At 69.3% G+C, this 14,075-nt stretch carries 12 protein-coding genes and 3 pseudogenes; 8 read left to right on the top strand and 7 right to left on the bottom strand.

Annotated features, from left to right (window positions below):
• Positions 1–338 precede the first annotated feature (338 nt).
• Positions 339–461, top strand: coding sequence for a hypothetical protein (locus ACFZCD_RS04835; protein WP_391827852.1), 123 nt, complete (start codon positions 339–341; stop codon positions 459–461).
• A 416-nt stretch (positions 462–877) separates the two neighbouring features.
• On the opposite strand, the gene ACFZCD_RS04830 is transcribed toward ACFZCD_RS04835, so the two are convergent.
• The gene (locus ACFZCD_RS04830) at positions 878–1,477 is read right to left on the bottom strand and encodes a hypothetical protein (protein WP_391827850.1); all 600 of its coding nucleotides are present in this window, start codon (positions 1,475–1,477) and stop codon (positions 878–880) included.
• 639 nt (positions 1,478–2,116) lie between these two features.
• Here ACFZCD_RS04830 and ACFZCD_RS04825 point away from each other — a divergent pair.
• Positions 2,117–2,320: pseudogene (locus tag ACFZCD_RS04825) on the top strand (hypothetical protein); the annotation flags it as partial.
• 213 nt (positions 2,321–2,533) lie between these two features.
• Entirely contained in the window at positions 2,534–2,881 is a 348-nt protein-coding gene (locus tag ACFZCD_RS04820) for a VOC family protein (protein ID WP_391827848.1), read from the top strand.
• A gap of 32 nt (positions 2,882–2,913) precedes the next feature.
• Here ACFZCD_RS04820 and ACFZCD_RS04815 read toward each other — a convergent pair whose 3' ends face one another.
• The 3 genes and pseudogenes from ACFZCD_RS04815 to ACFZCD_RS04805 all read right to left on the bottom strand — a co-directional run bounded on the left by ACFZCD_RS04815 (position 2,914) and on the right by ACFZCD_RS04805 (position 4,721).
• Positions 2,914–3,483: an IS5 family transposase gene (locus ACFZCD_RS04815; protein ID WP_391827846.1), complete on the bottom strand. Its 570-nt coding sequence runs from the start codon at positions 3,481–3,483 to the stop codon at positions 2,914–2,916.
• Positions 3,484–3,611: 128 nt separating this feature from the next.
• Positions 3,612–3,686 (bottom strand): annotated as a pseudogene (locus ACFZCD_RS04810) (transposase); the annotation flags it as partial.
• 51 nt (positions 3,687–3,737) lie between these two features.
• Positions 3,738–4,721, bottom strand: a complete 984-nt coding sequence (locus ACFZCD_RS04805; RefSeq protein ID WP_391827844.1) for an LLM class flavin-dependent oxidoreductase — start codon at positions 4,719–4,721, stop codon at positions 3,738–3,740.
• A 694-nt stretch (positions 4,722–5,415) separates the two neighbouring features.
• Between ACFZCD_RS04805 and ACFZCD_RS04800 the strand changes: the two genes are divergently transcribed.
• From ACFZCD_RS04800 to ACFZCD_RS04790, 3 genes and pseudogenes are all read left to right on the top strand, one after another.
• A complete protein-coding gene (locus ACFZCD_RS04800) occupies positions 5,416–6,291 on the top strand; it encodes an endo alpha-1,4 polygalactosaminidase (RefSeq protein ID WP_391827842.1) in 876 nt (291 codons plus the stop codon).
• A gap of 263 nt (positions 6,292–6,554) precedes the next feature.
• Positions 6,555–6,644, top strand: a pseudogene (locus ACFZCD_RS04795) (oxidoreductase); the annotation flags it as partial.
• 145 nt (positions 6,645–6,789) lie between these two features.
• Positions 6,790–7,578 carry a hypothetical protein gene (locus tag ACFZCD_RS04790; protein WP_391827840.1) on the top strand — a complete coding sequence of 263 codons (789 nt, stop codon included), beginning with the start codon at positions 6,790–6,792 and terminating at the stop codon, positions 7,576–7,578.
• A gap of 508 nt (positions 7,579–8,086) precedes the next feature.
• Here the strand turns inward: ACFZCD_RS04790 and ACFZCD_RS04785 are convergent.
• Together ACFZCD_RS04785 and ACFZCD_RS04780 are read right to left on the bottom strand one after the other, a co-directional pair.
• Positions 8,087–9,376, bottom strand: a complete 1,290-nt coding sequence (locus ACFZCD_RS04785) for an MFS transporter (protein WP_391827838.1) — start codon at positions 9,374–9,376, stop codon at positions 8,087–8,089.
• On the bottom strand, positions 9,373–10,950 hold the full coding sequence (locus ACFZCD_RS04780) for an FAD/NAD(P)-binding protein (protein ID WP_391827836.1): 1,578 nt from the start codon (positions 10,948–10,950) through the stop codon (positions 9,373–9,375). Before ACFZCD_RS04780 ends, ACFZCD_RS04785 begins: the two co-directional genes overlap by 4 nt.
• A gap of 586 nt (positions 10,951–11,536) precedes the next feature.
• On the opposite strand from ACFZCD_RS04780, the gene ACFZCD_RS04775 reads away from it, so the two are divergent.
• Together ACFZCD_RS04775 and ACFZCD_RS04770 are read left to right on the top strand one after the other, a co-directional pair.
• Positions 11,537–12,703, top strand: coding sequence for a methyltransferase domain-containing protein (locus tag ACFZCD_RS04775; protein WP_391827834.1), 1,167 nt, complete (start codon positions 11,537–11,539; stop codon positions 12,701–12,703).
• A 122-nt stretch (positions 12,704–12,825) separates the two neighbouring features.
• Positions 12,826–13,374, top strand: a complete 549-nt coding sequence (locus ACFZCD_RS04770) for a GNAT family N-acetyltransferase (protein ID WP_391827832.1) — start codon at positions 12,826–12,828, stop codon at positions 13,372–13,374.
• A 77-nt stretch (positions 13,375–13,451) separates the two neighbouring features.
• Here ACFZCD_RS04770 and ACFZCD_RS04765 read toward each other — a convergent pair whose 3' ends face one another.
• Positions 13,452–13,988, bottom strand: coding sequence for a DUF6519 domain-containing protein (locus ACFZCD_RS04765; protein WP_391827830.1), 537 nt, complete (start codon positions 13,986–13,988; stop codon positions 13,452–13,454).
• Between the last annotated feature and the right edge of the window lie 87 nt (positions 13,989–14,075).

Below are 14,075 nucleotides of genomic sequence, written 5' to 3'. Positions count from 1 at the left end.
CAAGCGACAGTTCTTCTCGGTGACTTCATCGCCGACCGTGCCAGCGTGCCGTCGGCTCTGGGCGCCGGCTTCACCATCGCGGATCTCCCGCCAGACGCCCTGCCCACACGGCCGCACCCGTCAGGCTCGGCCCCACCACGGATCGACCACGTGGTCGTACGAAGCGCTGACGTCAGGGGTACGGCGGTCGAAAGCACGGAGGGCCTCTCGGACCACACCTCGTCCGCGCGACCATCACCGTGTAAGCCCCCACCCAGGTCTTCGGCAACGGGCTCCGCTGGACACCCCAGGCTCCCGGCGCGGGCCGGCCGGCCCGCCAGGAGAATCTCGATGCTGACATGGGCCACGGGCACGTTGTCGCCACCGGTGTGGACATCTCCTATGTGGAGGAGGTCGACCGCCCCCTGGCACTCCTGCTCCACGGAATCCCGGAATCCAGGGAATCCGCCTTCGGCACCTGATCCCGGTGTAGACCGCGGCCGATTACGACGTCACAGGGGACTTCGAGGCGGTCAAGAAGGCCCTCTGGGAGCCGGCGCGGCTGCGCGCCGCGATCAACCTCTGCCGGACGACTTTCGCCCCGCAGGAAATGGGAACGCTGGAATGGCCGACCCAACCCCACCGGCCACTTCGACGCGCTGATCCGGTACATGGCCGAGGATCCGGCAGGGCTGGACTACGCCTCCGCCCCCCGGCAGCCCGCGGGCGCATGGTCCCAGCGTGCGGCGCCACCTTCCGCGCCGCCGGCCACACTCTCGTCGGCAACCGCACTCGGTGCCTCCAGCCACTCGTGGAAACATCCGTAGTCGGCCCCTGTCACGCCGAGATCCCACGTACGCAAATGCGTCTGCACGCCGCCTGAGTGGTCGGCGGCCACTCAGATCGGAAGCCCGATGATCCCCCACCCGCGGTGGTGAGCTTCTGCAACGACCTCGGCCCATCCGTGGAGAAGCGCGGTGAATTCCTCGAACGTACCGACCCAATTCCCGGGGGCAGCCGCGTGGATGTCGAACGGTTCGCGCAGCGCTTGGAGCTGAGGGCCGGCTATTGTCCACGCCTGTGTCAGGGCCGGCACGTCGGGGGGCGGGCAGTAGACCCACATGGCGTCGTACCAGAATTCGGCGTCGTCCTCGTCCTGCGGGTCGCTGTAAGTGCCTGGCAGAACCCAGGTCAGTCCGGCAAGGAAGGTGTCCAGCGCCGTGCGCAGGTCAGCCGGGACGTGCTCGCGAACGGCCTCCCACCGCTCTCCCGCCCAAAAATGCGGCTTGAACGATCCCAGCGTGCCGCCGAACTCGTACCGTGCACACCAGGCCGGGAACGGTTCGGGAGTGGGAGGCAGCCAGGCCCAGCCGTCCTCGAGCGCTCCGTCATAGTCGTCCGGATCCGCGGCCTCTATGAGCGCGCGCTCGCGTTCGAGAACGGGGATGTTCTCCAGTTCGGTCCAGTCCACTATGACGGCCGTGATGTCCACTCCCATGATCACGAGCCTACGTCCTGGTGGGGCTGCCCATGCATCTGCCTGGTGGATCTGCTCGGCGGCGGCAGGGCTCGGCGATCGTCGTGGGAGCCGTCACCCGTTCCTCGCCCTCACCGTCGCCCACTGCGGGACCGCCACGCGGCGCGGCCGGTGGCATGACTCGGGGCGGCCACGCCGCCGGCCCAGCAGTCCCAGCCCATACGCCCGGGCCACCAGCGCCGACCGGTTGGGTACCGCCAGCCGGCGGCACAACCGTGTCGGTGGGTAATTGATCCCGTCCACGCTGATGCCCACCGTACGGGCCATGACCGAGGCGGTGGCGTCGGCGGCGACCAGGGGGAGGATCCGGGGTCTCCTGCGCGCTCAGCACCAGGTGCACGAACTCCTGCTCGGCCACTTCCGAGTCGTCCGGTCGCCGTGGGGGCTGTGGCCGACCGCCGAGGCCCGCACCGACACCGTCATCGGCGGCCGCTACCCGGTCAAGGCCGGTGACCGGCTGGTCGTCCTTCACCCCGATGCTCCGCCAGGACCCGTCCTGGGGCGACAACACCGAGGAGTCCGCCCCGGCCCCGTCTCGCCCCCGAGACCGAGGCCGCCCGCTCCCCGACCACCTACAAGCCCTTCGGCACCGGCGAGCGTGCCTGCATCGGGGAGCAGTTCACCCTCCATGGGGCGACCATGCTCCTCGCCATACTGGTGGACCGCTACCGCTTCATCGACCACGCTCGCTACGACCTGAAGGTCAAAAATCCCCTCACTCTCAAGCCCAAGGGCTTCACGATGGCGCTCGCCCGGCGCTCCCCCGCCGACCGCCCCCGCAATCGGGTGCGCTCGGCGGTCTGACCGCGGCCGGCCCGGACGAACAGCATGCCTCTCAGTCCAAGACCGGCCTACCCACCCGGGCCGTAGCCGGCACCGCCCTGACCCTGCTGCACGGGTCCGGCTTCCGGCGAACTGGGCTTCTAGGGCGTGCATCCAAAGTGTGTGCGGCGGCAGACGTGTCGTAGTACTGCTGGGGAGACACAAAGACAGGTTCGTTCTCGTTTGGAGTCATCGATGGCAGTTCGCCGTGTCGTACCCAACATCCGGTCGGAGGCCGCGCAGGAGAGCCGGGAGTTCTACGGCCTGCTGGGCTTCAAGGAGGTCATGAACCACGGCTGGATCATGACGCTCGCCTCCCCGACCAGCCCGGCAGCACAGATCAGCGTCATGACCAGCGACAAGACCGCGCCCGTCACCCCCGACATGAGCGTCGAGGTGGACGACGTGGACGCGGCTTATACGGTCATGCGGGAGAGCGATGCGGAGATCATTCACCCCTTGCAGGACGAGGAGTGGGGCGTGCGTCGGTTCTTCGTTCGCGACCCCAGCGGACGGGTGGTCAACGTGCTGGGACACCGCTGACGGCCCCTCCCGCGCCCTGGTGAAAGTGCTGGTCACAGCCACCCATTGATGGCGGCGACCAGGACGGTTGCTTCGTAGCGGACGGCGAGTTTCTCGTAGCGCGTGGCAACTGCCCGGTGGCGTTTGAGGCGGTTAATGACACACTCCACCGCATGACGTTCCCGGTAGTAGACCTCATCGAACTTCGGCGGACGGCCGTCGCGAGCGCCGGGCTTCTTGCGGTTGCGGACCTGGTCGGCCTTGTCCGGAATGGTGCAGCGGATCCCGCGTCTGCGCAGGTAGGCACGGTTCTTGCGGGAGGCGTACGCCTTGTCGGCCCGCACCCGATCGGGACGGGTGCGCGGCCTGCCTGTCCCAAGACGAGGGACACGGACCTTGTTCAGGGCCGGCTCGAACTGTGGTGAATCGCCCCGCTGCCCGGCCGTGATCACGATGGACATGGGCTTCTGGCCCTGTTCGACGGCCAGGTGCAGCTTGGTGGTCAGACCGCCGCGCGAGCGCCCGAGTCCGTGGTCGTCCGGCTCGACGCTGACGCCGCCGGGCGGCTCCTTCTGTAGTTCCCCCTTTTCCTCGCACCGGCGGCGTGCTGGTGGGCCCGGCACACAGTGGAGTCGACGTTGATGTCCCAGGTGATCAACTCTTTCGCGTCAGTCTGGGCCTGGAGTTCAGTGAAGATCCGATGCCAGGTGCCGTTCCGCTGCCGGCGGCGGAACAGGTCGTACGCCCGGCCCCAGGGCCCGTACCGTTCCGGGATATCCCGCCATGGCGCCCCGGTCCGCGTCCGCCACCGTATACCGTCGACCAACTGTCAGATCCACTTTCGATACATACCCTAGATCACCGTCGCCCCGCTCCCTTACGGTGTCGTGCTCTCGACGTGCTGCTTGATGAGTTCGTACGAGCGAATGCGGTCGTGGAGGGCGTAGACGGGGGTAGTCAGCATGAGTTCGTCTGCTCCGGTTTCGCCGGCCAGCTGTGCGAGCCGGCGCACGACGGTCTTGGGCGTCCCGATGGCTTGCTTCCCACGGAAGTCGTCCAGCGCTTGCCGTTCTTCCGCAGTGAAGGAGTAGGCGGCCGCATCTGCCGGCGTGGGGAACGGAATCTCACTCTGCCCCTTGAGGAGCCCGGCTTTGACGACTTCCATAGGCCCGACTCGCCGTGCGGCCTCTTCTTCCGTCTCGGCACACACCGCCTCGACGCACACCAGTACCCGGGGTTCCTCGCACCAACGGGACGGGCTGAACGCCTCCCGGTAGCGTTCCAGGACCGCGAGGGTGTTCTGCGGCCGGATGTGGTGCGCGACAGCTATCGGCAGACCGAGCGCGGCGGCCAGGGCGGCACCTGCGGTGCTGGATGCCAGCAACCACGGCTCCGGCAGGGGGCCGAGTGCGACCTCGTCGACCAGGAACGACATGGTCGCGGCAACGTCGCTCCGGTACTCCTCGTCCGTCGTCGGCCCGGCTCCCCGGCGCAGTGCCCGCGCCGTGGCCTCGTCGAAGGTTCCGGGGCCACGGCCGATCCCCAGATCGATGCGATTCTCATGCAGGGCGGCCAGCGTCCCGAACTGCTCCGCCATCGTGATGGGGGCATGGTTGGGGGCCAGCACTCCGCCCGAACCGAGACGGATGGACGAGGTCAGAGCCGCAGCGTGTGCGGTCAATACGACCGGCGGAAACGCGCCGATCGCGGGCGAGTGGTGGTGCTCGGCGTACCAGAGCCGGTGGTAGCCCAGCCGCTCCAATGCCTGCGCGAAGGCTGCGGTGTCACGCAGTGTGTCCACGGCTCGGGTACCGGTCTGGACCATCGCGACTTCCAGCGCCGAAAGTGGGATGTTGATCATATGGTCAGCATAGGGATCAGGCGATCGGTGAGGAGAGGACGGTCTTCCCCGGTTGACGGAGACCGCGTTTGCCGGGGCCGCTGAAAGTGGTGCTGACCGTCGAGGCGTGGGACCAGCCATGAGCACGGACGCCCCGGTCGGCTCAACCACGGCCGAAGCCCGGGGCCGGAGACGCATTGGACATGACGGCGCAGAACCGGCCAGTTCACGCTCAGCCGACCGCAACGCGCCCGCCGGAGCACAAAGAGACACGGAAGCCCAGCAGATCCAACACTGCCCGGGTCCGGTCAACGGCTGCCTCGCCGACACCGGCCTGGTCATGGACGGCTGACCCAACACGAATTCAAGTTCAGTAGCCTGTCCGGTGGGCACATGACCACCTCACCTCGCTGGTGCCTCACCCCCCTCGATGCGAGACGGGAATACCTTTCAGACAGAGAGTGGTCTCGCAGGGGTGGGGCCGGGGAAGCCGCCGGACATCGATTCACGGCCCCGCACCCGGGTAATTCTCTGGAGACACACGACCGGCCACACGGCGCGGTCACCGTCAAAGACCTTCGGCCCTGGAAGGCCGGGCCGTGCCAAGGCCACCGTGATGCCAAGCGCGAACCACTCGCAGCTCTGTTGACAGCAACCCGCTCGTGCCCTTCACAGCAGGCGAAGGCTTGTGCCGGTGTGAACATAGGGTGTCTTCGTGTTCCTTCTCCGCACCCGCGCCGCTTGTGCTGCCATGGTCCTGTCCACATTCTTTGTCGCGGCCTGTTCTGCCACGGGAACGGGCCAGGGCGACGCCCCCCAGGAAACCACCCGTCCCACTGCCGAAGCCCCGGACGCCGACGCCCCGGCGAACGTGCGGCGGCCGAGCCCGGACGCCGTCTTCGACTACCAACTCGGCGGCGCCTACCCGCCTGCCGGCAAGGTGCGGGCTGTCTCCCGTGACCGTGAGGCCAAGCCTGCCGGCGGGCTTTACAACATTTGCTACGTCAACGCCTTCCAGACACAACCGGGCGACGCCGTCGACTGGTGGAAGAAGGAGCATCCGGACCTGCTCCTGAAGAACGACGAGGGCCAACTGATCGTCGACAAGGACTGGGACGAACCCCTCCTGGACATCTCGACCCCGGCCAAGCGCGAGGCCCTGATGAACATCATCGGCCCATGGATTGACGGCTGCGCCGCGGCGCATTACGACGCGGTGGAACCGGACAACCTCGACTCCTACGAGCGCTCCGACGGCAAGCTCACCTCCCAGCACGCGGTCGCCTTCGCTCGTCTCCTGGCCGCCCGCGCACACAAGCGGAACCTGGCCATCGCCCAGAAGAACACCACGGACCTACTTCCCCAGCACACGCGCATCGGGTTCGACTTTGCCGTCGTCGAAGAATGCGGACACTTCAAGGAATGTCCAGAATTCAGCCGCGCCTACGGTGCCAGAGTCTTCGACATCGAGTATGAGAGGAAGGACTTCACCGCTGCTTGCCGGGCGTGGGGGAAGGAGTTGTCCATCACTCTGCGCGATCGGGAGGTCAGCCCCGCCGGTAAGCGCGGTTATGTGTACGAGTCCTGCTGAATGCCTTCCAATGCGGTGCTGCCAGGACCAACCTGTCCTGGCCGGCCCCTCCGCCGAATCCCGGACTCCGGAGAACGAGCTGGACGGAGGTGCGGAAGGGCGCGGCGAGTGAACGGCCGAGCCCTTTGCCCGACGGCACCGGTCTCGGCGCCACGGGCGGATCCGTCGCCTCTGCTCCGCCACGAGCACCCCGTTCCCCGCAAGGAGGAAGAAGCACGACGCAGACCACCGAGGTCGCGGCTACCACTGGTGCGGGCAGCGGCATCGGTGAGGCGACCGCACGCCGTCCGGCGGCCGGCGGGCACCGGAGCTTTCTCGGCGCTCGCCGTACCGGCCGGCTGGAGCGGCTGGCCCGGTGCCACCCGCAGCTCAGGATCATCAGCCCGAGCTTGCACCGCACGCGGAGGGGATCGCAGGGCATCGTGGCGTTCAGATCGTGGCGTTCAGGCGGAAGGCGAAGGCTATCGAATCCAGGCCGTCCTGAGGAGGGGAACCTCTATGGGTGCAGGAGCCGACAACGCGGGTGACGACATGGTCGTGGGCCGGACGAACGAAAGCGAAGAGCGGACCGTCCTCGTCGCCAAAGGCAGTGACGAAGATGGCTACAGCGAGGACTACGTGCTGCGCGTGGCGATCGGCAACGACCGGGTTCTCAGGGATGTACCGAAAGGCGTCGATGCCATTCAGGGCGTTCTCGGTGCCGGCACCACTGCCTTGCCCGGAGTCTTCGCCCGCGGCGCTCCCAGCGTGGTCGGATACTCGCAGGACGCGGCCAGGGACGTCGCCTGGAAGGCAGCCGATCCGTCGGCTGTGTGCGGGCGCGCCACAGGTATCGGTGTCCGCGGGAAAGGCGATGACGGTGGGGTCCGCGGGGAGAGCGGGAACAATTTCGGGGTCGAAGGGACAAGCACCCTTGCCTCCGGCGTCCGCGGTACGAGCGAACAGGCCGTCGGCGTCTTCGGGGAGGGATCTCCCGTCGTGATGGGCAACGGTCCTGGGAACGGCAACGGTGGGGTGTTCGAGTCGGAGAAGGGGGCGCAATTGCGGCTCCCTCCCCGCCGGCTGGACCCCCTTGGTCCGACTGCGCCGACCACGCCCCAGGCGGTCATCGTCAACGACCGCCGACACGGCCCCGGGCTCCCCAAGAACGGACAGGCCGGTGAATTCACCACGCTTGATGACCCGGCGGGGGCATGCACCCTCTGGTTCCGCGTCAGCGGCCCCGGCCCGGGACCGGCACGCTGGGCCCAGGTTCTGCTGGGGCCGGCGTTCGACGGACGGGCCTGAATTCGGATTCTGGTGGCCCTGACCTCGCATACGGACGTCCTCCACCGCGGCGGTGCGGCAGGGCCGGTCGGCGGCCGGCAGAGTGCCGGGCCGGGAGGCCACCAGCGTGGATTCCAGACTCGCGGCCTCGTCCATTGCTGTTGGGCCGTCGCGACGCGCCGCTCGGAGCGGCTCCGCGGAGGTGATGGCTTCCCTGTGTCTGCCGGCCGCAGGCCGTGTCTGCGTGCGGCCGGCAGACATTGCCTGGTCGTGGGGAGTTGACACACAGCGCTACCGACGCCTTGCGCACGCTCACCCGTGAGCACCTGCCCACCGGGATCACCGCGCGCGGGCGGGGCTGCCGGCGGAGCGAGAGGACCTGCCTCCGGGCCACGGACCGACGGCCATCTCGCCCCTCCCCCGTACCCGCTGCCGTCCGCCGGCCGGCTTCCGGTGAGGGCCTCGAGCCCGTCGGCTGCCACCCCTCACAAGGCGGCAGCCGATGGACAGGTCCGGAACCCTCCGCCGATCAGGAGCTGCCCGATTTCACGGGGCTTGCGTTCCGGACGGCCGGGAGCTCCTGGCCGGCTCGGGGGCGGCTTCGCAGTGCGCAGAGGCAGAGCAGGAGCAGTGCCAGGGCGGGCAGGGCGACGGCCAGGGCGAGCATCGGGGCATCAGGAGATCCCGGGATGCCGGTGAGGGCGGTGTAGCAGGCTCCCGATGCCATCTGCAGGAAGAAGAACAGCCCCGAAGCGGCACCGGCGTGCTCGCCCTCGTACCGCATCATCCCGGCCTGGCAGGTGGGGAACAGCGCTCCTACGCCCAGCATGCACACGGCCATCGGCACGACGATGCTCAGCGTGCTGTGCGGCCACAGGCGCACAGTGACCAGCATCAGCGCGGAGGTGCCCGCCGCCACCGCGGCGGCGGTGCGCGCGATGAACTCCAGCGACCGCGTCCTGCCCAGCCGCTTCGCCGTGGTGCTGCCGGCGACGTAGCCCGTGATCACCAGCGTGTACAGGACTCCGTAGAGGGTGGGCGAAGCACCCAGTTGCAGCTGGAGGAGATCGCTGGAGTAGGTGGTGAAGGTGAAGTAGGTGCACCAGGCGAGGCTGATGGCGGCGGCGAACACCGTGAAGTCACGGTTGGTGAGAACCGTGCGGTACGCCCTGCCCAGCCCGGCGAACCCTTCCGGCGCCCGCATGGGACCGCCCGGGGCCCCCTCGGCTTCCCTTGCGGTGCCGACGGTGTCGTCGGCCGGCAGGAGCTTGGCGACCGCGCCGGCGGCGATGGCCCCGAGTACGGCCATGAAGGCGAACAGCACGCGCCAGGAGGTGTGTTCCACGGCCATACCTGCCAGCGGGGGTGATGCGGCCGGGGTCACCGCGATCACTGTGGAGAGTGCGGTCAGCATCGACAGCCGCTGTTCCTTGGGCAGCGCCCGCTGCACCCACAGCCGGGAGATCACCGTGCCCGTACCGGCGCCGAGTGCCTGCAGCACCCGGCCCGCCACGAAGACCCCGTACACGGGGGCCAGCAGGCACAGGACGGACGCACCGGTGAAGAGGAGGAGCCCGGTCAGCTGGACGCGCCGGGAGCCGTAACGGTCCGCCAGATTGCCGGTGAGGATCATGCACACGGCATACGCGGCCATGTAGCCGACGAGTGAGCTGCTGGTGCTGCCCGGCCCTACGCCGAACGACCTGCCGATGGCGGGCAGGGCGGGGACGTAGGCGGCGAGGGCCAGTTGCGGCACGAAGACCAGTGACATCAGGCAGATGGCCAGCCCCCGCGGCAGTCCGGCTCCGGCCTGCTTCACGCGACGGCCCCTACCAGGAGCCGGTCCGAGGCCGGTACGAGCTGCGCCGCCACCTTGGCGGCCTGCCGCGCGACCAGCTCCATCGAGCTCACGTGGAAGTGCTCGCCCGAGGCCAGGTCGCCGAGCACGTAGAGCCGGGGGAACACCGTCCCCGCGGAGCCGCGCACCTGGTTGGTCCCGGGGTCGACCCGGATGCCGCCCAGCGGGTGGGAGACGAAGGTGCCGTTGCGGACCAGCCGCGACGTCAGTGAGGAGGCGGATGCGGCGGCCGTGTTGTTCGTGCGCCCCACCGCGTTGACGACTGCGTCGTAGTGCTCGGTGCGCCCGTCGGCGAAGGTCGCGGTGAAGCCGCCGCCCGTGGCCGCTTGGACGTGGGTGATGCCTCTGGCGAAGTCGAGCCGGCCCGCCTCGTGGAGGCCGAGCAGCCGGTGCGCGTTGGTCACCGGCATCGGATTGCGCAGGCAGTTGTACGTCCGGTAGTGCTCCCGCAGGAAGAGGCGGCGGCTGGCCTCGGGAAGGGCCCGCCACAGCTCCGAGTAGAACGGGGTGAGGGCACCGACGCAACGCTGCGCCAGGCCGCCGGGCAGCGGGTTCTCCAGTCGATGGCGCATCAGGTCGGGTGCGGACCAGGAATCGGTGTACGGGAGCAGCGCCTCGCGCATGCTTGTCCCGCTCAGCCGGAGGGTGGTGTCGACGAGTTCATGAATGCTACGGAGGCTGACGCTGCCACGGGCGAACAGCCGGCGGACACCGGCCATCAATTCCGGCAGTTCGCCGGTACCGAGGTCGGTGCGGACGTCCGGGATCATCCCGGACCGCGAGGCGAGCGTGATCCTGCGCTCCTGCCCGGCGTCCGCCAGGACGACGGCCACGTCGATCGCCGTCAGCCCGGCCCCCAGCACCAGGACCTCCGCACTCCGGTCGACCTGCTCCAGCGAGCTGACCAGGGGGTACGGCTGGGCGACGAATCCGGCGGACCCGTTGAGCCCGTAGACATCGGACGGTGCGATGGCACCGATCGCGAGGACGACCTCGTCGGCGACGAAGCGCTCGCCGTCGGCGGTGGTCAGGAGGTAAGTGTCACTTCCCCCGGCCCCCGCCGTCCCCTCGGTGCCCCCGGTGCCCCCGTCTTCCACGTCTTCCACGGCGAGGTCGACGACGGCCGACGGTACGAGCGTCACCTGCGCTCCGAGCAGCCGCAGGTCCTCCCGGGACTGGGAGAAGACGTTCTCCAGGTACTGTCCGAACAGCGTGCGGGAGACGAAGTGCGAACGCGGTGTGTGCCGCGCCTGCGGGTCGCCGGCCCGGCCGGCGGAGGTCTGCCGGTAGAGCCAGCGGCGGAACTGTCCCGGGTCGCCGTAGTCCACGGACATGGCGGAATAGGGCCGGTTGAGCAAAGCGGTGTCGGCGTCCTCGGCATAGGCGATGCCGGGGCCGAAGCTCTTCCCTGGTTCGAAGACGATGACATCCGCCGCCGCGCCGGCCACGTCGCCCGACAACTGCCGGGCGTACGCTGCGAGGAACGCGGTGCACGCGGCACCGCCTCCGACGACGGCGATGGTTCTTTTCTTCAACACTGCTGCTCCGGTGTGTGGTGGACACGTCCCTCGATACGAGCGGCGGTCCGGCATCGGCGAGAGGGAACGCGAGGGATCACGGTGGTCTTTCCGGCGGGAGGGGCCTCCGGCAGTCGGCTCCACGGGAATTCCGGCATGCGTATCCCGCCGGCTCCTCAACTCCCCTGGTGAGAAGCGATGTCGAACCGGCGTCTAAGGCTTACCTCACCAGTTCGGGAGGAGGTTCCACAGTGACGGAGGCCATAATTCCTCCACCGGGTTTCACCGAACCCCGTTCCGGCGGTAACACGGAGCCCGATGGTCCGGTCCATGGCCTTGCCCACAGCCTCCGGGGCCGCCTGAACCACCCCTCGGGATGCGGTGCCGGCCCGGCGGACGCCGGCATCCCGTACCCCGTACGGGGTCGGGTCAGTGCTCCGGGGCGTATCGCCGCGCGGCCTCTCGTACCGCTTCCGGCTTGATCTCGCCCCGCGGCGCCGGCGCGGCGAACACTGCTGCCGTGACCGACTCTGCGTCGAAGCCGAAGCGGCGCGGACCGCCTCCTACGACATGGCCGGCGCAGCCTACTGCGGGACGACGAGGAGTGACCGACCCGGACGCCGCGCTCCGCGCCGCGGCGGTGGGCAAGCTCGCCGCGGCAGGCTGCTTCGACCGGGCCCCGTGGGCCCGCGAGGCGGTTTCAACGATCGAACGCGAGCGGTTCGTTCCCCGCGACATCTGGGTGTGGACCGGCAACGGCTACCGCGCCGTGTCCTGCAGCGCCGAGCCGCAGGCGTGGGCAGCGGCCGTCTACGACCCCGTCAAGGCCGTCGTCACGCAGATCAACGACGGCGAGCAGAGTCCGCTCACCACGGCCGGCACGGTGCGTGGCTCCGCGACCTCGTCGGTGTCCGCGCTGGACATCGTCTGCGTCAAACTCGGCTTCCTCGGCCTGGAGGCCGGGCACAAGGTTCTCGAGATCGGCACCGGGTCGGGCGTGAACACCGCGCTGCTGGAAGAGCGCGCCGGGCCCGGGAACGTCGTCACCATCGAAGTCGACCGGAGCCTGGCCGAGCAGGCCGAGCACAACCTGCGCACTGCCGGGTACACCGCCCGGGTCGTCTGCTCCGACGGCGAAATGGGATGCGCCGAGGGCGCTCCGTACGACCGGTTGGTCTGCACTGCGTCCGCGCGGAGCATCCCCCGGGCGTGGCGGGAGCAGGTCCGGCCGGGCGGCATCATCCTGACCCCGTACGGATCGCTGTTCTCCAGCAGCGGGCTCTTGCGTCTGTCGGTCGGCTCGGGCGGTGCGGCTGAGGGGCGGTTCGTGCACACGGCCTCGTACATGTGGCTGCGTGCGCACCGGGCATCGGGTGGCCGTCCGCCACGCGATGGCAGGGAGCGGCTGACTGCTTCCCCTGCCGATCCGGACAAGGCCCTGGACGGCGACTGGCATGCGGCCTTTGTCATCGGCCAGTTGATGCCCGGGCTGACGATGCAGCGCACGACCGGCGCGAGTGACCGGCGCATCCTGCTGTGGGACGGTGCAGACTCGTTCGCGTCCGTGTGCTGCGACGGCTGGGACGAGGCCGGCAGCGTCCTGCAACAGGGCCCGCGATCGCTGTGGGACGAGGTCCTGACGGCCCGCACGTGGTGGGACGAGCACGGACGCCCCGAACTCACGCGGTTCGGACTGACCGTCACCGTCGACGGAGAACATCACACCTGGCTCGACACACCCGAGAACCGCCTCCCCCGCGCGAGGACCTGAAAGCCGGCAGGCAGAAACGGTGGGCAGCGCGGGCGGTGCACCGGGCCCGGACCGGACCATGCGCATGGGCCGCGCAGCACGTAGCCTGCCAGGGAGTCGGTAAGCGTTCCCGGAGTGGCCTCATGGAGATCACGTGGCGTCGGATCGAGGAGCAGGACTTCCCTCTGCTGCGGAGGTGGCTTCAGCAGCCCCATGTGAAGCGTTGGTGGAATCACGAGACCACAGCGGAAGCGGTGGCGCGCGACTTCGGCCCCGCTGCCCGGGGCGAGGAGCCCTCGGAGGATCTCCTCGCCTTCCTGGAAGGCCGCCCCGTCGGTCTCGTCCAGCGTTCCCGGCTGATCGACTACCCCGAGTACCTGGCCGAGCTGGCGGCCATCGTCCCTGTGCCTGACGGCGCGATGACCATCGACTACCTGATCGGCGATCCCGGCCGGACCGGCCAGGGCATCGGGACGGCGATGATCCGCTCCGTCATCGTGCGAACCTGGGCCGAACACCCGGCCGCCCCGTGCATTGTCGTCCCGGTGGTGGCAGCCAATCGCCCTTCGTGGCGGGCGCTCGAGCGGGCAGGGTTACGCCGGGTCGGGGCCGGAGACCTGACGCCGGACAATCCGGTCGATGACCGGGCCCACTACCTCTACCGAGTCGACCGGCCGGGGACCGGCGGCTGACGGTCTCACCCGCCCGGCGGGGGTCCTGACGGTGGGGGCGCCGTGCATCGTTGGCGCCCCTTGTCACGCGACGTGCCTCAGGCCTGGTCCAGGCGCGGTGGGCTCGGTTGGGGGAAGGGGGTGCGCAGGTCCCGGATTCCGCGGGTGCCCGGCTCGTCGCCGGGTTCGGCCGGCTTGACGACGGCCAGGGGGGCGTAGTGGTAGTGAACGCCGTGGGGCTCCTTCGGTACGGGCTTGCCCTGGGGGTCGGTCGGCCATTCGACGTCGCTGGTCACCGCTCGGGCGGGGATCAGCCAGTAGTCACCGCTGCGGTATACGCAAGGCTTCTGGGGGTCCTCGCGGGAGAAGCGCACGGCGACCCCGTCCTCCAAGGACAGCCAGGTGTCCTCCTGGACGACGATGGCCCCTTCTCCGTCCGCGGACTCCGGCGGACGGTGGTCCCAGCGACGCAGCACCGGGTGCAGGGCGGGGTCGGTACCGGCGTCCTGGTCCGGGTCCGCGTCCAGGAAGACGTACCGGGCGGTGTGGTCGATGTCCGTCACGCGGTGGAGGCGGGTGCCACCGGGGGCCGTGGACGAGCCCGTCGACATCATCGAGCGGAACGCTGACCACATCGGGGCCAGCAGATGGAGCGAGTGTCCGTGCGATGAGGATCACGGCCAGGCGCAAGCCGACACGACGATCCCCAGCACTGGACGGAC

This window comes from Streptomyces sp. NPDC008001 (genome assembly GCF_042958085.1).
Classification (GTDB): domain Bacteria; phylum Actinomycetota; class Actinomycetes; order Streptomycetales; family Streptomycetaceae; genus Streptomyces.
The sequence above is the reverse complement of the archived record's forward strand: the minus strand, read 5'-3'. Positions and strand labels throughout refer to the sequence as shown.

Coding starts and splice junctions, on each gene's coding strand:
- ACFZCD_RS04765 (WP_391827830.1), bottom strand. CDS start 13,988: ATGTGGTCAGCGTTCCGCTCGATGATGTCGACGGGCTCGTCCACGGCC.
- ACFZCD_RS04830 (WP_391827850.1), bottom strand. CDS start 1,477: ATGGGAGTGGACATCACGGCCGTCATAGTGGACTGGACCGAACTGGAG.
- ACFZCD_RS04835 (WP_391827852.1), top strand. CDS start 339: ATGGGCCACGGGCACGTTGTCGCCACCGGTGTGGACATCTCCTATGTG.
- ACFZCD_RS04805 (WP_391827844.1), bottom strand. CDS start 4,721: ATGATCAACATCCCACTTTCGGCGCTGGAAGTCGCGATGGTCCAGACC.
- ACFZCD_RS04790 (WP_391827840.1), top strand. CDS start 6,790: ATGGGTGCAGGAGCCGACAACGCGGGTGACGACATGGTCGTGGGCCGG.
- ACFZCD_RS04770 (WP_391827832.1), top strand. CDS start 12,826: ATGGAGATCACGTGGCGTCGGATCGAGGAGCAGGACTTCCCTCTGCTG.
- ACFZCD_RS04820 (WP_391827848.1), top strand. CDS start 2,534: ATGGCAGTTCGCCGTGTCGTACCCAACATCCGGTCGGAGGCCGCGCAG.